Source organism: Buttiauxella noackiae, from assembly GCF_000737905.1.
Classification (GTDB): domain Bacteria; phylum Pseudomonadota; class Gammaproteobacteria; order Enterobacterales; family Enterobacteriaceae; genus Buttiauxella; species Buttiauxella noackiae.
The window spans coordinates 1-25714 of record NZ_JPRU01000001.1 but is presented as its reverse complement, the minus strand read 5'-3'; the positions used below and the strand labels follow the sequence as shown (position 1 = coordinate 25714).

At 51.9% G+C, this 25714-nt stretch carries 10 protein-coding genes and 2 pseudogenes; 9 read left to right on the top strand and 3 right to left on the bottom strand.

What is annotated here, in order from left to right:
* Positions 1 to 14: 14 nt before the first annotated feature.
* A complete protein-coding gene (phnC, locus tag IX31_RS00060; RefSeq protein ID WP_034457016.1) occupies positions 15 to 797 on the bottom strand; it encodes a phosphonate ABC transporter ATP-binding protein in 783 nt (260 codons plus the stop codon).
* 192 nt (positions 798 to 989) lie between these two features.
* Between phnC and IX31_RS00055 the strand changes: the two genes are divergently transcribed.
* A complete protein-coding gene (locus tag IX31_RS00055; protein ID WP_051880444.1) occupies positions 990 to 2204 on the top strand; it encodes a phospholipase effector Tle1 domain-containing protein in 1215 nt (404 codons plus the stop codon).
* 117 nt (positions 2205 to 2321) lie between these two features.
* Here IX31_RS00055 and yjdN read toward each other — a convergent pair whose 3' ends face one another.
* Both yjdN and IX31_RS00045 read right to left on the bottom strand, forming a co-directional pair.
* On the bottom strand, positions 2322 to 2759 hold the full coding sequence (gene yjdN, locus IX31_RS00050) for a VOC family metalloprotein YjdN (protein ID WP_034455021.1): 438 nt from the start codon (positions 2757 to 2759) through the stop codon (positions 2322 to 2324).
* A 110-nt stretch (positions 2760 to 2869) separates the two neighbouring features.
* The gene (locus IX31_RS00045; RefSeq protein WP_034457014.1) at positions 2870 to 3205 is read right to left on the bottom strand and encodes a zinc ribbon domain-containing protein YjdM; all 336 of its coding nucleotides are present in this window, start codon (positions 3203 to 3205) and stop codon (positions 2870 to 2872) included.
* A 507-nt stretch (positions 3206 to 3712) separates the two neighbouring features.
* Here IX31_RS00045 and IX31_RS00040 point away from each other — a divergent pair.
* The 8 genes and pseudogenes from IX31_RS00040 to IX31_RS00005 form a co-directional block, all read left to right on the top strand.
* Positions 3713 to 6079 carry a dynamin family protein gene (locus IX31_RS00040; protein WP_034455020.1) on the top strand — a complete coding sequence of 789 codons (2367 nt, stop codon included), beginning with the start codon at positions 3713 to 3715 and terminating at the stop codon, positions 6077 to 6079.
* Entirely contained in the window at positions 6076 to 6960 is an 885-nt protein-coding gene (locus IX31_RS00035; protein ID WP_034455019.1) for a diguanylate cyclase regulator RdcB family protein, read from the top strand. The genes IX31_RS00040 and IX31_RS00035 overlap by 4 nt, the downstream gene beginning before the upstream one ends.
* Before the next feature lie 144 nt (positions 6961 to 7104).
* Complete coding sequence (locus IX31_RS00030) at positions 7105 to 8790, top strand: ShlB/FhaC/HecB family hemolysin secretion/activation protein (RefSeq protein ID WP_034455018.1); 1686 nt, start codon at positions 7105 to 7107, stop codon at positions 8788 to 8790.
* 12 nt (positions 8791 to 8802) lie between these two features.
* Positions 8803 to 20289, top strand: coding sequence for a hemagglutinin repeat-containing protein (locus IX31_RS00025; RefSeq protein ID WP_051880442.1), 11487 nt, complete (start codon positions 8803 to 8805; stop codon positions 20287 to 20289).
* Positions 20290 to 20637 (top strand): immunity 8 family protein, encoded by a 348-nt coding sequence (locus tag IX31_RS00020; protein WP_034455017.1) that lies wholly within the window; start codon positions 20290 to 20292, stop codon positions 20635 to 20637.
* A 2-nt stretch (positions 20638 to 20639) separates the two neighbouring features.
* Positions 20640 to 24527: pseudogene (locus tag IX31_RS00015) on the top strand (hemagglutinin repeat-containing protein); the annotation flags it as partial.
* A 2-nt stretch (positions 24528 to 24529) separates the two neighbouring features.
* Positions 24530 to 25084 carry an immunity 42 family protein gene (locus IX31_RS00010; protein ID WP_034455016.1) on the top strand — a complete coding sequence of 185 codons (555 nt, stop codon included), beginning with the start codon at positions 24530 to 24532 and terminating at the stop codon, positions 25082 to 25084.
* 168 nt (positions 25085 to 25252) lie between these two features.
* A pseudogene (locus IX31_RS00005) lies at positions 25253 to 25714 on the top strand (hemagglutinin repeat-containing protein); the annotation flags it as partial.

Below are 25714 nucleotides of genomic sequence, written 5' to 3'. Positions count from 1 at the left end.
AGATAACAAAGTTGTTAAGCAGCAACCGCATCAACGCGATTCATGCTGCGGTAAAGATTGCCCAGACGTTCGTTGTCGAACTCAGAGCTGCTTCCGTCGTAAAACACATGACCCTGACGCAGAGCGACGATGCGTTCGCAGTAGCGCAGGGCGTAGTCCACCTGATGCAGCGTCACCACTACGGTGATGCCATCCAGGCGGTTAATGTCGTGTAGCGTTTCCATAACAATGCGTGCTGATTCCGGGTCGAGTGAGGCAATGGGTTCATCGGCCAGAATCACTTTTGCTTGCTGCATCAGCGCACGGGCAATCGCCACGCGCTGTTGCTGCCCACCGGACAGGGTGGATACACGTTGATACGCAAATTGCGTCATGCCGACGCGGGTCAGCGCCTGCAACGCACGTTGCTTTTGTTCGCGGGTAAACCAGTTAAAACAGGTGCGCCAGAACGGCGTGGAACCCAGTGCGCCAATCAGTACGTTTTCCAGTACTGTCAGGCGGTTCACCAGGTTGAACTGCTGGAAAATGTAGCCGGTGTGAGCACGACTCTTACGAATATCACTTGCCAGACGGCCCGCTTTTTGGACGGTGCGGCCTAGCAATTCAACGTGACAATGAGCTGATTTATCAGAAGTAATCAGACCGCTCAGATGGCGTAAGAGGGTGGATTTGCCTGAACCTGACGGCCCCAGCAGAGCGACCATCTCACCTTCATTTACTTCCAAATCAACAGCATTTAATGCCTGATGCTGGTTGAAGGTTTTGCTCAATTTGTTGACGCGAATAATTGTTTGCATCATTCAGGCTCCTTAAAAAGTTGCCTCATGGTGCCGATAGAATGTGACGATTTTGTTAAAGATAAGTTTCGATATGATGAAGAGTGAGCGGGAGCCTGGAAGTCATCAGGCTAATCAACTATTTGTCGTATTGTTTCACGCTTCGTTTTTGTCTTTGCTTACAGATACCCGTCGGTCGTTGGGAAAGCAGCGATGAGCAAAAACATTATTTTTTGTGCCGATGGCACATGGACCGCTCCCGGTGTAGAAAATCAAGCGGATGACGAAGCCGCAGCGAGTAACGTTTATCAATTGTTTGTTGATTTAAAAGGCACGGTTGATAAGCAAAGTTTGTTGTTAGCCAATGAGCAAGAAAAGATCCTGACCAATAGCAGCGGCGGGATCGTACAAGTTGCCAAGTACATTTATGGTAAGGGCGATCCGCATAATGGTCTGGTGAAACGCCTCGGAGGTGCTTTTGGCGCCGAGTTGATCGTACCGATCATTCGCGGGTATACCTTTATTAGTCGACACTGGCAGGCGGGCGATCGTATCTATCTGGTGGGATTTAGCCAGGGTGCTTATACCGCGCGAGTGCTGGCGCAGATGATTATCGACCGTGGTTTATTAAATCGTGAAAAGCTGAATTTAAATGCTCGCAATAAAGATGAAGCGTGGCGTTTTGCTTCATCCGTATGGGCGCAATATCTTGCTCATGCTCCGGATATGAGCCCCAGCCTTTTGGGCGGTGTGGTGCGTGAGCTGCCGGGATTTTTTTGTGACAGCGTAGACCCAACCTGCATAACTCGACCGGCGTCCATCGAAGCGGTAGCGGTGTGGGAAACCGTTGGGCAGATGGGCATTCCCAAGTATTTCAATGATAAGCGGTATAACGTTTTTCGTTTTAACAATACTGAGCTGCACTCACGGGTTAAATACGGCCTTCAGGCCATTGCCATTGACGAGCAACGCCTCGATTTAGCACCGGTGCTGTGGGATAACCGCGATCGTATTTTGCAGGTGATGTTTCCCGGTATTCATCATGATGTCGGTGGGGGCTATATTGGCACGGACGAGGACCGCAGCTTGTCGAATGGTGCATACCTTTGGATGCACGATGCACTCGACGATTTGGGCGTTAATCTGGCACCCAGCGAAGTGGTGGCCGACCCCCTTGGGCCGCTGCATTGTGACTGGTATCCACCCACGCGCTATCTGCGCATTATGCCCCGGCAACTTCCGCCACCGATCACTTCATCTATGATGGTTCACCAGTCGGTGATTGAGCGTCTTAGTGGTGGTGCAACGTTACTTCAGCAGTCGGCAATCAATGGGGAATGGCTGAGTGGTTCATATAGCCCGCAGCCTTTGCAGGATTATCTGCGCGGGGAAGGTGCTATCCCCATTAACTGGGCGATTGCGCGGTAAAAAGATTGAGAATGGGTTGCGTAGGTGGATAAGCGCAAGCGTCATCCACCATTTTCGTCAGATTTGTCGGATGACGCTGCGCTTATCCGACCTACGTTTGGCATCAGGTCGAACTGGTTACATCGGTTTTTCGACATTCACCATCCATGGAATACCGTATTTATCGGTAAGCATACCGAAGCCTTTTGCCCAGAATGTTTCGCTCCATGGCATGGTGACCTCACCACCTGCGGAAAGGTTGTCGAACCAACGTTTTCCCTCACTGACATCTTTGCTGGATAAACTCAGCGAGTAGCCCGCGTGTTTTACTTTATCGGCGGCCATATTGCCGTCGCTCATCATCACTTCACCATCGCCAATGCGCACATTGGCATGCATGATTTTATCGTCCGGCCAGTTAAAACCGCTGCTGCATCCTTCAGCCGACTGATTCTCGTCTTTTGGCATTTCACCAAAAGTCATTTTAAACAACAGCTCAGCACCGATGGCTTGTTTGTAGAACTCAATCGCTTCTTCACAGGTGCCGTCAAAAAAGATGTAGGGGCTTACAGACATGGCTAATTCCTCATAATGCGGAGTGCACAAGAAGTTTAGTTGGGGGAAGTTGGGCAAGCCAGGCGGGGGAGGGTGGTTTTTCTCCTCTCCCGGGGGAGAGGAAAACTTACTTAGTTCTTCTTAACGAACTCAGATTTCAGCTTCATTTGGCCGAAACCATCAATCTTGCAATCGATGTTATGGTCGCCTTCAACCAGACGGATACCTTTTACTTTAGTACCAATCTTCAACATTGAAGAGCTGCCTTTGACCTTCAGATCTTTAATTACAGTGACGTTATCACCGTCAACTAACAGGTTGCCGTTGGCATCTTTAACTACCAGTTGATCGTTGTCTGCTGCAGGTTCGGCATCATTCCATTCATGCGCACATTCCGGGCAGATAAACATACCGTTGTCTTCGTAGGTGTACTCGGAATTGCATTTAGGGCAATGAGGGAGTGTCATCGTCATATCCTCAAAAATAAGCTTTAAAAATAGCGGTTTCCCGCCAAAAGTGGCGTGATTATACATTAAAACCCTACTTTTGTGGGGAGGATTGCCGCTATGCCTTGCACCAGCCAGAATATCGTAATAAGAAAATGCTATTTTTAAACGTTAATCAATTGCTAAATTCGCGACGAAAATACAGAATAAGTTTATAAAAATACGCTATGGTCTCTCTTTCTGGTTATTTAGCCAGAAACTCACTCTATGAAAAAATAAGCCTGATTATAATATTGTCGAATAAATGATTTCCGCGCGTAATTATAATTTCCGGTACTGAGTAGACACACAAAATATATACCCAAAATAATTCGAGTTATGGTAAAGCGGCAAGCACGTGCGTCCCAGGAACGTAGTTAACTATGTGAGTGGGGCGAAGGCGAGCAGCCAACGCATCAAAAACTTAACGAATGATGAGTATAAAGGTTTTTAAAAATCCGGAGAATTTTATTTAAGTAAGGATTTTTTATGCACACACAAGCAATATTTGAGTTAAGTCAGGAAGCCGAGCGGTTATTACAACTTGCCCTGCAAAATCTGAATACACTAAAAACAGTTTCTTTTACTACACAGCATGACGTTAATTATTTTGGGCAGTTCCAAACTGGAGGGGCTGTCCCTGCAAAATTTAGCCCACGAAGCATCCTGGCGCAGCAGGCTATGCTGCAAAATGAGTTACGCAAAATAACTCAGCATGAAATGGTATTGGCGATTGTCGGAACAGTAAAAGCGGGAAAATCAACCACCATTAATGCCATTATTGGGACTGAGGTCTTACCTAACCGTAATCGGCCTATGACAGCATTACCGACACTCATTCGCCATACCCCTGGCCAGCGTGAGCCCGTGCTGCATTTTCCCTATGTTCAACCCATCGAACAGCTTATGAATACGTTGCAAATTCGTTTGCAACAAACCGATCGCGAAACGCTGTCAAAGCATCTGGAAATTGATCGGGATATGGCGGGATTATTAACCCGCATTTCCCAGGGGGAATCTTTCGCTAAGCATTATCTTGGTGCCCAACCTATTTTCCATTGCCTGAAAAGCCTTAATGATTTAGTGCGTTTATCGAAAGCATTGGATGTGGCTTTTCCATTTAAGGCCTATGCCGCCATTGAACATGTTCCTGTTATTGAAGTGGAGTTTGTCCATTTAGCAGGAATGGATGAAGCCTACGGGCAACTGACATTACTCGATACTCCTGGGCCAAACGAAGCCGGGCAGCCGCATCTGCAAAAAATGCTTCAGGAGCAGCTGTCGCAGGCGTCTGCTGTGTTGGCGGTATTGGATTACACCCAATTAAAATCCGTTTCTGACGAAGATGTACGTAAAGCGATATTGGGCACCGCATCATCTGTCCCGCTCTATGCGCTGGTGAATAAGTTCGACCAAAAAGACAGAAATGGTGACGATGCAGAACAGGTTAAAGCGTTAATTTCTGGCACGTTGATGAAAGGAACGATTGAGCCTCACCATGTCTTCCCTGTGTCATCGATGTGGGGATATCTGGCTAACCGTGCCCGCCATGAATTGGCATTGCACGGCAAATTACCTGACCCGAATGAACAACGTTGGGTGCAGGATTTTGCCGATATTGCTTTGGGGCGTCGCTGGCAAAGTGAGGATTTGGCCGATGTTGGTGCGCTGCGCAAGGCAGCTGAGTTGCTGTGGGAAGACTCGCAGTTTGCTGAACCCATCCAGACGGTACTTCATGCTGCACATGCCAATGCTTCAATGTACGCACTGCGTTCTGCCTGCCAGAAATTGCTGAATTACACTCAGGGCGCGGAGGATTACCTTAATTTCCGCTGCCAGGGACTGCGTATTGCCAGCCAGCAGTTGCAGCAGAATATCGCAGCCCTTGAAGATGACATGAGTCTTGCCGCTTCCAGCCAGAAAGCCGCAAACGTCGTTGCGCAGAGCAATATGAAGCTGGCTGTTGAAGCAATGAGTGATTTTATTCGCCGTTACGAACAGCAGATTAATGACCATATTCAGGACTATTTTCAGCATGGAAAAGTGCCTGAAAAGCTCACACGGCAGGCTTTGTCGTTTGGGACTCAGCGCGGTTATGACTTTGATGCGCGCTATGAAACGCTCAGTTTTGACGATGAAGAATCGGCACAAATTGCGCTGCACAGGATCCGCGCTTCTTGCGAAATCATCCTGACCGCCGCGCAGGAAAAGATGACTGAAGAGTTAACTCATCTTTTTAGTTATCTGGAAGTTGAGCTGGCAGATACGCTGCGTAACACCCTAAAACCGATAGAGGCTCGCGTTGCACAAGGGTTAGCGCAAGCAGGATTTCGAACCAATATTAGTCTGCCGGTATTTCACGTCGGCTTGTTAAACTTCAATGCTAATCAGGCATTTAATGAACTTATTGAAGAGCAGGATATTCCTGTCTCCCAACTGCGACGCCAGGCCGGGATGCGCGGAACGGTTGCGCGCTGGCTTAATAGCGAGGATTGGGGCTGGGAAGGATATACCGTGATGCAAAGCCGTTACGTCATTTCTTTAGCCGATGTACAACACAAACTGTGTCAGCACGTCAGCGATTTTCTGCTGCAGCTTAATCAGAATATGGCCACGCAAATTGAAATGTCTGTGACTGAGGGAATGGCGGCGTTCTTTGCCGATTTTTCCCACGCACTGGAAGCGATACGTCTGAACCTGCAACAAAGCCTGAATGTGCGTCAGCAAAATGAAGACGCGGTGGCCGCTTTGCGCCAACAGTTACAGCAGTGCGTAAGAATCACGCGTTACATCCATGAGGACTCCCGCCTGTTGCGGGATGATATTCAGACGCTTTTTACGGTAGAACAGCAATGAGCAGTGTATTACCAGGTACTCAAACTCGCGCTTTGGAGTGTATTGCAGAGAAGTTTGTCGTTGATTTTGCCAGAAATAGCGGTATCTCTCGTGAGCCATGGCGCTCCCAGCAAAGCAAAGCGTATTACCAGAGGCTGACCGGGGAGTTTATCGGCCAGAGTCAGTTGCAGAAATGGGCAGTGGATGAGGTTCTGCTCGAAAAACCAGAAGTTATGCTGGCGATGCTTGGGCACCTTTGCCAGCGGGTGGCGAAAAAACACCATGCTATTGAGAAAGTGTATGAAAGCATCTCTGCTATGGCGTTAACTTCGGCAAGGGTGACCAGTGACGCTTCAGAAGCCCGCATGCAGCTCGTTCAAGTTCAGCAGCAACTGGCGCAGCGTGTCGGCAAACTGGAAACACAATTGCAGGGCACCGACCTCGCTCACCTGGGCTCCGTACATTGCGAGCAAGTTTTTGCACGTTGGCAGGCTGGGCATTATTTTACCTTTTCTCCCGCTGGTCGTTGTTATGTCGCGTTGCAGGAACTGTACTGGGGCGCGTTTGGTGATGCGCTGCGCTTTGGCCGTTTATCGCAGGGCACAGAGCTAATTGAGCAAGCTCGCGCGCTGGCAATCAGCCAACTCGCCCACGATGTAAATGCTTCAGCCCGCACGCGCCATTACTACTACGAGTGGCTGAAGTTTCCTTCAACCGCAGGAATGATGGAAAGCAAAGAAGCCATGGCATGGCTTGGTGATGATTGTGACAGTGAACATCAGCCCGTGAGTTTTGCCACTACCCAAACACATCAGGGCGTTTCACTCGGTATGCCACGTATTTGTTCCGCAATGCGTTTAGGAAGTGCGATGGTCGATGAAGTGTTTATTGAGTACGGCTAAAATATTAATACTTGGTGGGTTCCAAAAGTGAAATTCCCGTCTTGAATGTTATCAATGTATATGGTGCTATTCACACAGTATAAATTTTCATTATAAAATGTATCGGTATGTAAATAACAACTTACCGATACATTTATCCATGGAATGGAATCTGTGTCTGTTTTCAAATTATATCTGGCTTCAGTGCTGGCATTTATTCTGTCATCGACAATCTTTCCAGTTTTGTCTGCCCCATTAAGTCCCGCCGATCGTAATATCATTAATCAAGATCAGCAGGATTTATTACTTAATAATCAACGTCAACGCGATGAATTACAGCGCGCTCTGACGCCTGTTATTGACTCGCAACCCCAATCACCGGGCTCCGCCGGTCCATGCTTTAATATTCATCATGTGAATATTGATGGTGCGGTGCTTATTTCGGACAAAAAGAGAAGAGAGTTCGAATTAGACTACGTTAATCAATGTATTGGTATGGGTGAAATCAAAAAATTAATTAATGATATTTCTGATTGGTATATTCAGCGTGGCTATATAACGAGTCGAGCATTTATTACCGAACAGGATTTATCTCTCGGTACATTGCATATTGCGGTGCTCGAAGGGCGACTAGAAAAAATTCATCTTGAAGGCGTATCGTCTCGCCAGCTTGAAATGGCGTTTCCAGGGCTTGAGGGCGGCATTTTAAACTTGCGCGACATCGAGCAGGGCATGGAGCAAATCAACCGTGTGCGTAGCCAACCGGTGCAGATTGAAATTCTGCCCAGCGAAAAGCCAGGATATTCAATAGTTAACCTTACCGCTACGCCGGAATTTCCCCTTAGCATTTCACTGAATTTTGATAACAGTGGCCAGAAAGCTACCGGTACAGGGCAGTTCAGCGGTTCGCTCACAGGCAACAACCTGCTGGGCCTGGCCGACAAATGGCTAGTCAGTGGCGGGCGCAGTAGCGACTTTTCGTCTTCATATGACGCGCAAAATTTCCAGGCGAAGGTGAGCGTACCCTACGGCTATAGCCTGTTTGATTACAGCTACAGCTGGAGCAATTACCTCAGCACCATCAATAACAACGGTTTTAACTGGGCTTCAACTGGCGACAGTGTGACCCAACGGCTAAATTTCTCCCACGTATTGTTCCGTAACGGCGATATTAAAACCGGGGCTTCGCTCGGCATCAGCCACCAAATCAGCAATAACTACCTCAACGACGCAAAACTCAATAGCAGCAGTCGCAAGCTTACCAGCCTGCTATTTGGCCTGAATCACACGCAAAAAATCCTCGGTGGTGTTGCCACGCTTAACCCGACCTTCAGTCATGGCATGCCCTGGCTAGGTGCGGAAGACGATAACGACAAACACGGCGATGTGCCGAAGGCCGAATTCAAAAAATGGAATATCAACGGCAGCTTCCAGCTCCCGGTGACTAATAGTTTGTGGTGGCTGACCAGTATTTATGGGCAGTGGTCGCCAGACCGACTCTACGGTAGCGAAAGGCTGACTATCGGCGGTGAAAGCTCGGTACGTGGCTTTAAACAACAGTATCTTTCCGGTGACAACGGCGGCTATTTACGCAACGAACTCAATTACACGTTATTCACTCTGCCGTTTATCGGCCAAATCGGCAGCGTTGTCGCAATGGATGGCGGCTGGCTGCAAAAAGATGGCAAAGATCCGTGGGCATCCGGCACTTTGTGGGGCGTAGCGGTGGGTCTATCGAGCGCCAACCGTTATTACTCCAGCCAGTTTACCGTTGGCACGCCTGTGAAATATCCGGACTGGCTCGTGCCTGACCACGTCAGCATCTATTACCGCATTGCATTTGTGCTTTAAGGGAAAACGATTATGGAAAATCAACAGCCACCGGTTCATTTTGCTCAACGCCTGCTGAGCTACCTGATTTGTACTTTGCTTGCCGGGCAGCCTGTATTCCCAGCGTTTGCAGCACCGACCCCTGCAAACAATGCTACACAGATGGATCAGGCTGGTAATGGCGTGCCGGTGGTGAATATTGCCACGCCCAATGGTGCGGGGATTTCCCATAATCAGTTCCAGGATTACAACGTTGGAAAAGAGGGGCTTATCCTCAACAATGCCACTGGGCAGTTAAATCAGACGCAGCTTGGTGGGTTGATTCAGAACAACCCAAATCTAAAAGCAGGCCAGGAAGCGCGCGGCATTATCAATGAAGTTACTGGTGCGAACCGTTCACAACTTCAGGGCTACACCGAAGTGGCGGGCAAAGCGGCGAACGTGATGGTCGCTAACCCGTACGGCATCACCTGTAACGGCTGCGGTTTTATTAATACCCCAAATGCGACGCTCACTACTGGCAAACCGGTGTTTGATGCGAGCGGTAATCTGCAACAGCTGAACGTCACTAAAGGCAGTATCACCATTGAAGGCCAGGGGCTGGATGGCAGCCAGACGGATGCGCTGTCGATTATTTCGAGAGCCACAGAAATTAACGCCGGTATTCATGCGAAAGACCTGAAAGTGGTTGCCGGTGCCAACCGCGTCGGCGCTGATGGCAGCGTGGTAGCCACCGCTGGAGAAAGCGCAGCTCCGGTTATCGCCGTGGATACTGGCGCGCTCGGCGGTATGTACGCCAATCGTATTCACCTGGTATCCAGCGACAAAGGCGTGGGTGTCAACCTCGGTAACCTGAACGCGCGTCAGGGTGATATCCAGCTTAATGCGAACGGCAAAATGACGGTTAAAAATAGTCTTGCCAGCGGAAATTTCACCGCAAAAGGGGAAAGTCTGGCGCTGAAGGGCGAGCATAAAGCAGGCGACGCATTGTCTGTCACCAGCCAGAGCGATATTTCTTTAAACGATGCCCAGATTGCCAGCGATAGCGATATTTCCCTTAATAGCGAGGGCAAAATCAGTGTGGTGAACGGCAGCATGACCGCCGCTAAAAACCTCACCCTAACCACACACGATCTGACAGTTGATAAAGCCAGTCGGGGCGACGCTGCGCAAAATATTACCGCCTCGCTAAGCGGAGCCGGCACCACGCAGGGGAACTTCACAGCCGGGAAAAATTTGTCAGTTACGGGTAAAACGCTGACTAACAGCGGCCAGCTTGCGGCAAATGGTGATGCTCAGATATCCATCAATGCTCTAACAAACAGCGGCACGGTGCAGAGCCAGAAGAACCTGGTGCTGAAAGGGAGCACGCTGACCAACAATGGCTCTTTGCTGAGCGGCGGTACGCTTAAAGTTGACGTGCAGACGTTAAAACAGGACGGCCAACTTGCTGCTAAAGGCAGCGCGCAGGTAACCGCCAGCCAGACTTTGCGCAACAGCGGCAATTTGTTAAGTGAGGGCTCCCTGACGGTGAATACCGGGGAATTTCTCCAGAACGGTACGTTGTCCGGGAAGCAAAATCTTACGCTGAAAAGCGATAAATTCACGGCCAGTACATCTTCGCTGACCACCACAGACGGAACCATGGTGCTGAATGCGGCTCAGGCCTACCTGAGCGGCGAAATGAATGCGTCAGGCAATCTCAGCCTGGAAACCAACAGCCTGACCACCACTTCGGGTGCACAGTTGCAGACCGATAGCCAGCTTGCCATTAGCGCGAATCAGGCTGTGCTGGCGGGGACTCAGGCGGCAAAAGGCGCATTAAGTGTTTCAGCCGATTCACTGACCCACAGCGGTAAAAGCAACGCAGCGACTATCACGCTGAAAGGCAGTGATATCACCAACTCCGGCATACTGGTTGCACCAGCGCTGACGATTAACAGCACCGCGTTGACCAACAGCGGATTACTCCAGGGAAACCAGGCACTAAATCTCAACGCTGGCAGGTTAGACAACCGTTTTGGTGGCACGCTCTACAGCGAACAAAATCTGGCGCTGAATATTCCCACTCTCATCAACGCCGGGCTGATTTCCAGCGACCGCGATCTATTCCTCGACGGAAATATATTGACCAACAGTGGCGAAATCAACGCCGGGAATCTTACGATCCTGGCCTCTGCGCTCACTAACCAGAGTGCTGGCCTAATGCTAGCCGACAAGCAGATAACGATCGGTGGGCAAACGCTGAATAACGCTGGGCAACTGGCGGCAAATCAACTGACGATCAACGACGACGCCCTGACCAATAACGGTGTGATGCAGGGTAACGGCGCACTTTCGGTCACTGCGAAAAACCTCGTAAGCCAGGGGCAAATGCTCAGTGGCGGAGAAATGACGCTAAATGCTGAAAGCCTGAACACTGACGGGCTGATACAGGGCAAAACGCTCAATCTTGCCAGCGGCGAATGGATTAACACCGGCAACGTGCTGAGCGAACAAAACGCCACGATTAACGTGCGCCATAATCTGAAAAATCAGGGGAAAATCCTCGGTCAGCAAGGTGTGACGCTGGCGGCGGGTACGCTGGAGAACCATGGCTGGCTGGCGGCAACAGTCGTCACTTTTCAGGGCGACTTAATCAACAGTGGGCTGATTCAGGGGAACGACAGCCTGGCTCTGGCCGGCAACAGTCTGAACAACCAGAAAAGCGGCCAATTACTGACTGGCGGGGCTATGGCCCTGAGAAGTCAGACGCTGGAGAACCATGGCGCAATGCAGGGCAATTCCGTGTTGTTGAATGCCGGGCAGTGGTCCAACAGCGGCACGACACAAGCGTTAGACGAACTGACCGCCCACATAGTCGGTTCGTTTACCAATAACGGTGCGCTATTAAGCCAGAACCAATTATCCCTGAACGCGGCGGATGTCACCAACTCCGGAAGCCTGGCGGCACAAACATTAAGCCTGATCGCGGCCTCTCTTAGCAACGACGGGCGGCTACAAGGCAACACCACACTCGCTCTGGATTCCAGCAGCATCTCTAACCTCAGCCACGGACAAATAGTCAGCGGCGGTGCGCTAAATCTTTCACCTGGCAATCTGGATAATGCGGGCTTATTACAGATCAACGACGACTTTACGTTGACCGGCGAGCAGCTCTCTAACCGGGGAACGATTCTGGCGAACAACCTGCTGCTCCAGCTCAAGGGCGCGTTGATCAATGAACAGGAAGGCCAGCTCCTGGCGCGTCAGAATGCCACTTTCGCCAGCGGTCAACTTCACAATGATGGTGTGCTGGCGGCAGACTCACTGACGATAAACAGCAGCACTATCACTAACAACGGCACGGCTCAGGGCAATAACGCGTTAAAGCTTGAGAGCCTGGAATTATATAACCAGGCAGATGGCCTGTTCCTGAGCGGCGGCGAGTTGTCTATCCACACTACAAATGCCAGCAATACTGGAGTATGGCAGGGTAAAACTGTCGATCTTGCGCAGGCGAGTCTTCTTAATAATGGCACGATCAATGGTATCGATGGGTTAACTGGCCGTGTGAGAGGTGAATTAGTTAACGGCGGTCAGCTGTTTAGCCAGAGCTCGATTTATCTCAATGCTGATAATCTCAGTAACAGCGGAAAAATCATGGCCGATGCCCTGACGCTCGAGGCGAATACATTCGATAACAGCGGGCTGTGGCAGGGCATGAGCAACCTGAATGCGACGGGCTACGTTCTGAACATTGACGCCGGTGGTCGTGCGCTGAGCGGCGGTTCGCTAAGCCTGGATGCCGGGCAGTTGACCACAGCGGGCGCGGTGCAAGGCGAACAGGTGAGCGTCACGACAAATAGTTGGCAAAACAGCGGCACATTACTGGGCGCTGATAGCGTGAATGCGGTTGTTGCCGGCCAGTTGAACAACACGGGCGAGGTGTTAAGCCAGGGCCAGACGCAAATTAGCGCGCAGACGCTGACCAATAGCGGCTCGATGCTAAGTGCAGGCGACATGGCGCTTGCAGGTACAACGCTTGAAAATCGTGGCGCGCTACAGGGAAAAAACCTGGCGCTTAGCGGGGATAAAATCACCAATACTGGTACTGTTGTCGGACTGGATTCCTTGCTCCTGCAAAGCCGCCTGCTGATGGAGGTACCTTTGCTGGAACTAGTTAACGGTGGGCAGATGCTGACCGGTGGAACACTGAGTGTTAGCGGTCAACGCATCACCAACACTGGTACCTGGCAGGGCCAAAGCATCTTGCTGAAAGCACAACAACTACAAAACAACGGTGCGATTCAAAGTGCGGATGCGTTGACACTGTTACTTTCCGACAAGCTGAACTCTGATAGCAACAGCAAAATCATTGCTAATGGCAACGCCACAATCCAGGCGCTAAGCCTAACCAACGGCGGACAGTGGCTGGCAAAAAACCTCACGCTGAAGGGTGGAGCGCTGAATAACAACGGTGACATAAGCGGCGTGGATGGCCTGACTGTCTCATTGAACGGAGCCTTCTCCCAACAGCAGGATAAAACCCTGCTCACCGCCGGAAAACTCACGCTCGACACGGCCTTGGTAGATAACAAAGGGCGTATTCAGGCGGGGGATTTGGTGGTTAACACCGGACAGTTGACCAACACCGGGCGCTTACAAGGAGCTGACACACTGGTGCTGAATCTGACGGGGCAGCTTACCAACAATGCGATGGGCAGTATCCTCAGCCAGAAAACCCTGAATATCACTACGCCGGATTTGTTCAACTTTGGACTTATTCAGGGTGGTGCCTCGGCGCATATCGGTGCCACGCAATCTGCGCAAAATGATGGCAGAACCCTTGCTGGTAGCGAACTGGTCTTCAATACAGCATCACTTATCAACAACGGTTGGCTACAGGCCAACGGATTAACGCTGAACGCCAACACCTCAATGAACAACGGTACGTTATTGGCAGAACAGTTTGGCACGTTCACCGGTAACAGCCTGACGAACAACGGCCTCGCGCAGGGCACAAGCCTTGCGGTGAACTACCAGCAACTAAGCAATTCAGGCACGGTGCTTGGCACCTCCAGTCTTAATATCACCGCCGACCGGGTCAACCTTAAGTCCTCTGGAAAGCTGTTCAGCGGTGGCTATTTGCTGCTTACCAGTAGCGGTTTCGATCAATTTGGCCAGGTCGTGGCGCTGGGTGATTTGACTCTGAAACTGAGCAATGCTTTCACTGGCAAAAACGTGCTTGCCGCGGGGAATACACTGAATATTACCAGCGACGGCGCTATCACCAACCAAAGTGTGATGCAGGGCCAGACTGTGAATTTGACCGCGGGTGGCATGTTGACCAATAACGGACAACTTACCACAGGCAGCGGCAGCAGCATGCTTTCTGGCAGCCGCATCGCCATGAATGCAGCAGGCACATTGCAGGCAGGCGGTGATGTTGTGCTCAATAGTCGCAGCGATATCACCGTAGATGGCTTTACTGGTACAGCAGGCAGCCTGACGCTAAATGCCCTCGGGAATATTATCAACACCGCGCTTTTGTACGCCGGGAAAAATATGGCGCTGCTGGCTAACAGCATCAAAAATAACCGTGGCGATATTCTGGCGGGTAATAACTTGTGGATACAGCGCGATGCGACGGGAAATGCCAACGCCGAAGTCGTGAACACTTCCGGAAATATTGAGACAGTTAATGGCGATATCACAATTAAGACCGGGCATTTGCTGAATAAATGGCAGCAAATGGCAGTTGAGATATTACCTGAGCATGCGATATCCGCCTCGGCGGGCATGATTATTACAGAAACGGAATTACAAATTAGCGCCAATACATTGCCACGTAATGAGTATGGTTATTATGTTACTGACTTCGGCGGCAGCGGGACTGGAGGGGCCGGTTTTAAACCAGATTCTTACGCAACACCTTATGAAAATGAGCGTATTAAAGAAGTTGCTATTTCTGAATCAGAGGTGAGGGTAAATGCGACGGGTAGCGCTGCCCGTATTGCTTCTGGCAAGGATATGAATATCTATGCTACTGAACTCGATAATGAAGCCAGTTTCTTGTTGGCGTCAGGAAATGCAAGTCTGACCGGAAATAAGCTGAATAATCAGTCCTGGGAAGCGGGTAAACAGACTCGATATCAGGTTTATGAATATGGCTATGGAACTACTAATGTACGTAAACCGAATAAATCAGGGCCAAGTAGCGTGGGTAAGGTCTATGATGTTATTTCTTACACTGCGACCGGAAGAACCCGAACGGAATATACAGGTAATACTGCTCAATACCGCGCCATAATCCAGGCTGGCGGTAACGTTATCGCTAGCTTCATCAACGACATCAGTAACACCGCCACCACGGCAAATACCGGCGGCATCAACCCGACGATCAACGCTCCAACCCTCAACACACTGAGTAATCAGACCATCGACGAGGCGCTGCAAAAACAGAACCTTGTGGGCAACGATACCGTCACCATTAACTCCCCACAGTGGAACGACCAACTCCAGAACGCGTTGCAGCAAATCAACGGCGGCAGCGGGTTGGATACATCTGGCTCGACAATCTCCGGCATGGATAACTACGGCGGCAACGGCGAGGATAACGCCAACCTCGGTGACGCCACAACGCTGAACAACACCACCCTACAGGGCAGCAGCCTCAATCAGTATCAGCCGAACAGCGTCGATACCAGCGCGTACCCGCTCCCCTCTGGGCAAAATGGCTATTTTGTTACGTCCACCGACCCGAACAGCCCGTACCTTATCACCATCAACCCTAAACTTGATGGCCTGGGCAAACTGGATCAAAGCCTGTTTGGTGATTTGTATGCGTTGATGGGTATGAAACCGGGCGACGCCCCGCGTGAAACTAACGCGACCTACACCGACCAGAATAAATTCCTCGGCTCGTCGTACTTCCTCGAGCGCCTGAACCTGCACCCGGAATATGACTATCGCTTTATCGGCGATGCAGCCTTCGACACCCGCTACGTCAGCAATTTTATTCTTAACCAGACCGGCAGCCGCTACATCAACGGTATTGGCTCCGACCTGGCGCAGATGCAGTACCTGATAAATAACGCGGCGAAGGCACAGCAGTCGCTGGGGCTGACGTTTGGCATCGCGCTGAGCACCGGGCAAATTGCGGCGCTTGACAGCAGTATCCTGTGGTGGGAAGCAGCGACGGTGAACGGCCAGACAGTGATGATCCCGAAAGTTTATCTGTCGCCAAAAGACGTGACGGTAAACAGCGGCAGTGTGATATCGGGTCAAAACGTGCAGCTTGCGGGCGGCAGTATCACCAACAGCGGCAGCACCATCGTGGCGCAAAACAACCTTCTCATCGACAGCGCTAACAGCATTAGCAACCTGAACGCCGGGCTGATACAGGCGGGCGGTGACCTGCAACTGAGTGCGCTGGGTGATATCAACAACATTGGCTCGATGATTGCGGGCAAAACCGTGGCGCTTGAAAGCCTCGACGGCAACATCAACAGCATCACGCTCACCGAACAGTGGTCGGCGGGCGGCACCGACAAATGGGGCCGGTCGGTCAGCTTCACTGACACGTTGAGTGGGCCGATAGCAGGTATTGTGGCGATGGATTCTCTGAGTTTATTCGCGGGTAACGATATCAACATCACGGGTGCGAACGTAACGGCGGGCGGCGACCTGCTGATGCAGGCCTGGGGCGATATTGCCATCACTGCGAATCAGATAACCGACAGCTACAGCCAGTCAGGGTTCTGGCGTAAAGACGCGACCAGCAACAGTTCGGTGACATACAACGGCAGTAYGATATCGGCAGGCGGCAGTATCGGCATGCAGACGGGCAACGACCTGACGGTGGAAGCAAGCCAGATGAATGCGGGAGAAAACGCGCTGCTGATTGCGGGCAACGACCTGAACCTGAACGCYGCACAGACCCGCGAGTCCGCATCGAAAGGGAAAAGCGAAATCCACAGCACCGACAACGCCCGCAGTACGATAACCGCAGGCGGCGATCTGGCGCTGGTCGCAGGGCAGGACATCAACAGCCAGGCGGCGGGACTCGCAGCAGAAGGCGACGTGGCAATGCAGGCAGGGCGCGACGTGAACCTGCTGGCTGCTGAAACTACGGAAGGCGACAGCTATCGCGCGAAGAAAAAGGTCGAAATCAACGAATCAGTTCGTCAGGAGAGCACGGAAATCGCCAGCGGCGGGGATACTCGTATTAAGGCCGGGCAGGACGTCACCTTCGACGGTACGCAGGTCGATGCCACCGGCGATCTGTCAGTCACCGCAGGGCGTGACATCACCCTCAACAGCGTAACCGAAAGTGATTATTCCTTCTTCGAGGAGACAAAAACTTCAGGCGGTATGTTCTCCAAAACCACCACTCACAAAGTGCGTGAGGACGCTGTCACCCACGAAAAGGGGACGCAGCTCGGCGGGGATAACGTCTCGATGATGGCCGGTCACGATCTCAACGTAAACGGCTCGACCATTGTGGGTGACGGCAGTGTCAGCCTGCTGGCAGGCAACGATATTAACGTTCTGGCCTCCATCGAAGAACAGTCTTCTTACCGTCTCGATGAGAAGAAAAAAAGTGGCCTGTTCAGCGGTGGCGGCCTCGGCTTCACCATCGGGACTACTGAAACCCGCCACCGTGTCAACGAGGACGGCACCACGCAGAGCCAGAGTGCCAGCGCTGTTGGCAGCCTGGGCGGCGACGTCACGATGATGGCGGGCAATAATGTCCACGTCAGCGGCTCTGACATTATCGCCAGCAACGACATGCTGATCAGCGGTAAGAACGTGCAAATCGACCCCGGTCAGGACGCGCTGCACCGTAAGGAGATGTTCGAGCAAAAAACCACCGGTCTCAATATCGCCCTCTCCGGTACCGTAGGATCAGCTATAAACAGTGGCTACACAGCCGCACAAAACGCCTCTGATGACAACAGTGGACGCATGGCGGCACTCGACGGCATGAAGGCCGGATTGAGCGGGTATCAGGCCTATCAGGGGACGCAGATTGACGATAACAACAGCGGTGGCAACAGCTTTATCGGTATTTCCGCCTCGATAAGCCACCAGGAAAGCCGCTCTGAGCAGATAACCGATCAACATGCAGCGACGGGCTCATCCGTGCTGGCGGGCGGGAACGCGACGATTGAAGCGCGTGAAGGCGATGTGAACGTCATTGGCAGTAAAATCAAGGCTGATGGTGACCTGAACCTGTTCGCAACGGATGATATCAACCTGCTGGCGGCAGATAACACGCAAAAAACCACCGGGAAAAACAGCAGTGCAGGCGGGGATATCGGTATCAGTTTCGGGGTCAGCAATGATAAAGCCGGGCTGAGCATTTTCGCTGACGTCAACGCTGCCGCAGGCAAAAACCACGGCGACGGTACCACCTGGACCAACAGCGAAATCGGTGCGGGTAATGGGCTGAACATCAATGCTGGTAACGATCTGAATATCATTGGCGCGCAGGTTTCCGGTGAACAAATCATGGCTGATATTGGCCGTAATCTGACCATTGAAAGCCTGCAGGATACCGATCACTACGACTCCACACAGAAGAGTGGTGCGGCGGGTGGCAGCTTCACCTGGGGCGGCGGCGGTGGCAGTGGGTATATCAGTCTGAGCCAGGACAGGATGAACTCAGACTTTGCCAGCGTCACCGACCAGAGCGGAATGTTTGCGGGCAATGGTGGCTTTGACATCACCGTCGGCGAGCACACGCAGCTCAACGGGGGGGTCATTGCTTCCGGTGCGACCTCGGACAAAAACCGTCTCGACACCGGAACGCTGGGCTGGAACGACATCCACAACAAAGCCGAATACAGCGTCGAAAGCAGCAGTATCAGTATGAGCTCCAGCGGCAACAACACATCGCAGTTTATGGGCAACATGGCAAACGGTGTGCTCGCCGGGCTGAACGGTGATGGTTCGGCCTCCAGCACCACCGGTTCGGCCATTGCTGAAGGGGCGATTGTTATTCGTGACCAGAATCAGCAGAAGCAGGATATTGCTGATTTGAGCCGTGACACTGAAAACGCCCACAGCGCTTTAGATCCGATTTTCGACGCGCAGAAAGAGCAACAACGTATCGATGAGAACCGTGCCATTGCGGCGATTGGTGGGCAGGTTGCGGACATAGTGCGGACGGAAGGGAAAATCGCGGCGCAGGAAGCGGCGAAAGACCCGGCGAAACGGGATGCAGCCAGAGCGGCACTGGAAGCTGAGGGGAAAACGCCGAGTGACGCGGACATCAGCAAACGCGCCTATGACACCGCCTTAAATGAATATGGCACCGGCAGCGACAAACAGCAGGCTATCCAGGCGATCACCGCCGCCGTGCAGGGGCTGATGGGTGGGGACTGGAGTTCGGCAGTTGCTGGCGCTGCCGCGCCATATATGGCGGAGTTCATCAAAAACAACACAGCCGAAGACGCAGATCGCATCATCAGCCACGCGCTGGCGGGCGCCGTTGTTGCCCAGATGCAGGGCGGGAATGCGGCAGCGGGTGCAGCGGGTGCAGGGCTTTCTGCCGCAGGTGTGAAATACATTGCCGACCAGCTCTATCCGGGGCGGGACATTAAAGACCTGAGCGAAGAAGAGAAGCAGGGGGTTGTCGCGCTGGCGACGATAGCCTCGGGCATTGCAGGTGGTGTTGTAGGCGGCAATTTTGCAGCCGGGATTGATGGGGGCAAGGCAGGGCAGAATGAAGCCAGCAATAATACATTTGGTGAAATTGCTGAGCAGCAGGCTACTGGCGTAACGCAGGTTGAAAAATATGAAAATGCCCAGAAGCAAATAATCGCAGCGACGGAGGAGTTTAAAGAGAAGAACTGTGCAGGAATAAGCGCAGAAGCCTGTTCAGCGAAGATGGCAGAGCATCGCAATGAGCTGCTTTTAGGCGTAGGCGAGTTCGGCGTGGATTTTGTGCCGGTCGTTGGCGATATCAAAGGCTTTGCGGAAGCGGAAGACGCGATAGGTTATCTTGCTGCAGTGATAGGAGTTGTGCCGGGGCTGGGTGATGCTGTTGGTAAGGTAGTTAAAGCAGCAGAGAAAGCGCTGAAAGGAGGCGATCTTGAAACTGCATCTAAGCTGATCAATCAGGCCAGTGATGAAATTTCAGCGCATAATTCGGCTAGTTATCCGAAGTTGAAAGATGACTTGAGGCAACAAAATCTCGATCATATTGCGAAGCAAGATCCAAGATTGGATGCCGTAGTTAAAGGCGATAACGGGAAGCTTAACTATGGTGTCGGTACAGGTACAAAAGAAGATGCAGATCGGCTGGGTAAAATTTGGGTGGGTGAAGGAGCCAGACCAACAAGTGATGGTACTGGATTAGTAAGTGCTGATGGCACCAGAATTTACCGTTCTCCAAAGGAAAAGCCAAATGCGCCGGGCTCATTGAACCCAACGGGAACTCAGGCAAACTTCGAAAGCTATACAAAAAATATTGAAACAGGAAAAATGGATAAGGTTGGCAACGGTCACTTGAATATTTCAGGAGAAAAATAAATGAAAGCATCTCTAAAGAGTATTGGTTGTGATTGGTTTGATTTATCAACTTATCAGCCTGAGGAGGATAATTGTTTTCAATTCTTAGCTCATTTATGTATAGGGCCAGTAGAGGACGAAGGAATAAACCATTTTGATGTTTATATCTGCACCCCAGAATGGCTCTGTAAGCATCATTGGTTACCTGAGTTAATGCGTCACACGTTACTGGTACGAAAATATGATCTGGATGAGATCACAAAAACCATTATGGATTATATCGATCAGTGCGAAGGTAATGACTGGATGGACATAGCGCAAAAACTTTCTCGCGTCTTTGCCTGGGAATATGAAGACTATCAGCCTTAAAGAGCCTGTTCGCGGGTAACGATATCAACATCACCGGCGCGAACGTGACGGCGGGCGGCGACCTGCTGATGCAGGCCTGGGGCGATATTGCCATCACTGCGAATCAGATAACCGACAGCTACAGCCAGTCAGGGTTCTGGCGTAAAGACGCGACCAGCAACAGTTCGGTGACATACAACGGCAGTACGATATCGGCAGGCGGCAGTATCGGCATGCAGACGGGCAACGACCTGACGGTGGAAGCAAGCCAGATGAATGCGGGAGAAAACGCGCTGCTGATTGCGGGCAACGACCTGAACCTGAACGCTGCACAGACCCGCGAGTCCGCATCGAAAGGGAAAAGCGAAACCCACAGCACCGACAACGCCCGCAGTACGATAACCGCAGGCGACGATCTGGCGCTGGTCGCAGGGCGGGACATCAACAGTCAGGCGGCGGGCCTCGCAGCAGAAGGTGACGTGGCAATGCAGGCTGGGCGCGACGTGAACCTGCTGGCTGCTGAAACCACCGAAGGCGACAGCTATCGCGCGAAGAAAAAGGTTGAAATCAATGAGTCTGTGCGCCAGGAGAGCACGGAGATCGCCAGCGGCGGGGATACGACGATTTTGGCCGGGCGTGATGTGAATTCTGCGGCGGCGCAGGTGAAGGCCAGCGGTGATATCGGCATTGCAGCGGGCCGCGACATCAACCTGGAAACCGCCACAGAGAGCGATTACCACTTTAAGGAAGAGACCAGGACCAAAAGCGGGTTCCTGAATAAAACCACCACGCACACGGTGGAGGAAGACAGTGCGACACGTGAAGCCGGCACGCTGCTGAGCGGCGATAACGTGACGCTGGCTGCCGGAAATAATCTTCTGGTGGAAGGCTCGGCGGTGGTAGGTGATGGCAAGGTGTCGCTGAATGCGGGTAACAATATCGACATTATTGCGGCGACAGATACCGATTCGACCTACCGTCTGGAAGAAAAGAAAAAGAGCGGTATGTTCAGCGGCGGTGGTATTGGCGTCACCATCGGCACGAATAAATCCCGCTATGAGATGAACGATGAGGGCACCACCCAGAGCCAGAGCTTCAGCACCATCGGGTCGACGGGCGGCGATGTCAGCATTAACGCGGGCGGGCTGGCGCACATTGGCGGCGCGGATATTATTGCTGGCAAAGACCTGAATATCACGGGCGACAGCGTGCTGATTGAGCCAGGACGCGACCGGCGCACGCATGATGAGTCATTTGAGCAGAAACAAAGCGGGCTGACGATTGCCCTGTCGGGGGCCGTGGGCGGGGCGGTTAACAGTGCTGTTTCAGCCGCGCAGTCAGCGAATGACGAGAGCGACGACCGGCTGGCAGCGCTGAAGGTGACGCAGATGGCCATGTCCGGCTATCAGGCAGACCAGGCCATGCAACTGGACAGTGCGCAGGGTAGCGATCCGGCGAATAACAACACCATCGGCATCAGTGCGTCCATCGGTGCACAGACGTCGAAATCCCGCTCACACAGTGAACAGGATATGGCTGCAGGCAGCATATTAACTGCCGGAGATAACGTCTCGATAACCGCAACAGGCGGGGATATCACCGCCATTGGCAGCCAGATCAAAGCCGGGAAGAATGTGTGGCTGGATGCGGCAAACGACATCAACCTGATTTCCTCGCAGAACACGCAACTGCTGGAAGGGGATAACGAAAGCCACGGCGGGTCGCTGGGCATTGGTATTGGTGTGGGCTCGGGTGGCTGGGGGATCACGATTTCTGCCAGCGGTAACGCCTCGAAAGGTAACGAGAGTGGTAACGGCACGACGCATAATGAAACCACCATAGATGCGGGCAACCGCGTGAATCTCCACAGCGGAGACGACACAACGATTGCCGGGGCGCAGGTGAGCGGCAACAGCGTGGTGGCGGATATCGGCGGTGACCTGACCATCAGCAGCCTGCAGGACAGTGACTATTAYGACAGCAAACAGARCAGCATCAGYGGTGGGGCGAGCTTCACGTTCGGGTCGATGACGGGGTCGGGCAGCATCAGTTTCAGCAAAGACAAGATGCACTCGGACTATGACAGCGTGATGGAGCAGTCAGGGATTTTTGCCGGAGACGGCGGGTTYGATATCACKGTGGGTAACCACACCCAGCTGGATGGTGGGGTGATAGCGTCCACTTCTGGCCCGAAAAATAATCGTCTGGACACGGGTACGCTGGGCTGGAACGACATCCATAACAAGGCGGAGTACGACGTCAGCCACAGCGGGGCGAGYATCAGCAGCAGCGGTGGCAATATCGGCGAGCAGTTTATGGGTAACATGGCCACCAACATGTTATCAGGCCTGGATAACAGCGGTGACGCAGAAGGCACCACGAAAGCGGCCATCAGCAAAGGCAGCATCACCCTCCGGGATAAAGAAAAGCAGCAGCAGGATGTGGCAGACCTGAGCCGGGATGTGGAGCACGCCAACGGCAGCATCAGCCCGATCTTTGATAAAGAGAAAGAGCAGAAGCGACTGGAAATCGCGCAGACGATTGGTGAAATCGGCAGCCAGGCGATGGATATTGCCAGGACCGAAGGGAAAATCCAGGCGATAAACGCGGGCAAAGCGGAGCTGGCCACGAGGGGAGAAAAAGAGCCTGAAAAGGGCGCGCCGCAGAGTGAATGGGATGCGTACAACAAGGCGCTGACCGACACGGCGGGCTACAAGGAAACGCAGAAAAAATGGGGTACGGGGAGCGATATCCAGCAGGGACTTCAGGCTGCCACGGCAGCATTGCAGGGGCTGGCGGGTGGCGATATGGCAGCCGCGCTAGCCGGAGGTGCAGCGCCGTATCTGGCGGAGCAGATTAAGCTCCAGGTTGGTGAAGATAATGTTGTAGCGAATGCCATCGCCCACGCCATCCTGGGTGGCGTGGTGGCAGAACTTCAGGGCCGCGACGCGGGAGCCGGTGCAGCAGGAGCAGCAACAGGTGAGTTAATCGCGCAGCAGCTTTACCCGGATGTGAAGCGCGAAGACCTGACTGAAGAGCAGAAGCAGAATATCTCCGCGCTGTCGACGATGGCTGCAGCCCTGGCAGGCGGGCTGGTCGGGGATGATACCGCAAGCGCTGTTGCGGGTGCGCAGTCTGGTAAGAATGCGGTTGAGAATAACTATTTGAGCAGTAAGCAGATAGATTCCTGGTCTGCTGAAATGAAGTCCTGTCAAGCTGGCGGCGGGGACTGTAGCGGGGTAATCAAGAAGTACGAAGAGTTGAGCACCGCTCAGCAGAAGCAGCTAATCAGCGATTGTGCAACCAGCCCGGCAACCTGCCAACAGAAATACGGCGACGTTCTGGCCGACAGTATGGCCGTGAAGCAGGCTCTCGATAATGCTCTGGGTGAAGATATCCCGATCAAAATGGTCTACGATCTGACTGCGAGCTGGGCGCATCAGATGCAGGCTGAAGGCATTGTTGCCACAAATAAAGTCTCTGAGGCTCTTCAGAAAGAATATGGTCTGGATGAGGTTCAGGCCGGTATTGTAGCGAGCGCGGCGGCATCAGCGTTTGGTGGAATTAGTAAAGCTGGTAAAGGGAGTGCCTTACCCACCTCAAAAGCGACTACTGCTCAAAATGGCTTGAGTTATCAATCAAATCCGAAACATACCCCAGGACAACAAGGATTTAGTTATAAAGCTGGTACTGAGCCAAATAACTCCATTGATCTATTTGGCTCATCTGTTACAAGTGGGAAAAAACGATATGCTAAAGATACTGAGGGAAATGTTCATCAGTTTACTAATACAAATGATGGGACGTGGCACTGGTCAGGTAGCACCGGAGATAAATCAGCTCCGCTGAATAAAAACACAATTCCTTCGGATGTTAAAAAACAATTGGATTTACCTAAAAAGGGGTGGTGATTATGATTTACGGCGATCCACATAAATTTGCAATATTAATAGATATCGTGCCCGACTGGACCTCAGATAACAGTTATGAAAATGGGTTATTCCATTTTATTATTGATGGTAAGTTTTTCCCCGATTCAGCTGGAGTAGCTACTTTAAGCGGAGATGTGAACTGCTTATCGGAAGATAATGCTCTACTTTCGCCACCAGAAGATAATGCTTTGTTCAAAATGGATAAATTACTTGCCTTTCAGGCCATGTTGAAAGTTATGTTACCCACTTTGCTAGAGCCCGATGTGGATATACCAGATGATTTCGAAACGGATTACAGATATCAAGCATCTACATATAATTTAGAGGGTGACTCCTGCTATGTATTAGCTGTTGGTTCGGAGGATAAAGTAAGAATATTAGGGGCTAAGACTAGTTATTTATATGGGAATAGACAAGATGGTTATGAATGGAAGAATTATGACGATTTAAATGTCTATGAAACAATTTTATTAAAAGAAGATGTATATAAAATAGTTAATGATGTTAGAGCACAATATATGATGACAGGAAAATGAATCAATCCCGGCCATCGAGCCGGGATCCTTTTACCTGTTAGCCGTCAACTCCACTTCCCAACAGGTGGCTTCTTAGCCGTGATCACCTCGATAAACTCAAGGATCTGCTGTTGCTTACGGCCTGAAAGCTTACAGACCTTACGCAGCGTCTGCATAATCTCCGGCTCTGGCGGCGGTGGGGGTAACGGCACGACGCATAATGAAACCACCATAGATGCGGGTAACCGCGTGAATCTCCACAGCGGAGACGACACAACGATTGCCGGGGCACAGGTGAGCGGCAACAGCGTGGTGGCGGATATCGGCGGTGACCTGACCATCAGCAGCCTGCAGGACAGTGACTATTACGACAGCAAACAGAACAGCATCAGCGGTGGGGCGAGCTTCACGTTCGGGTCGATGACGGGGTCGGGCAGCATCAGTTTCAGCAAAGACAAGATGCACTCGGACTATGACAGCGTGATGGAGCAGTCAGGGATTTTTGCCGGAGACGGCGGGTTTGATATCACTGTGGGTAACCACACCCAGCTGGATGGTGGGGTGATAGCGTCCACTTCTGGCCCGAAAAATAATCGTCTGGACACGGGTACGCTGGGCTGGAACGACATCCATAACAAGGCGGAGTACGAC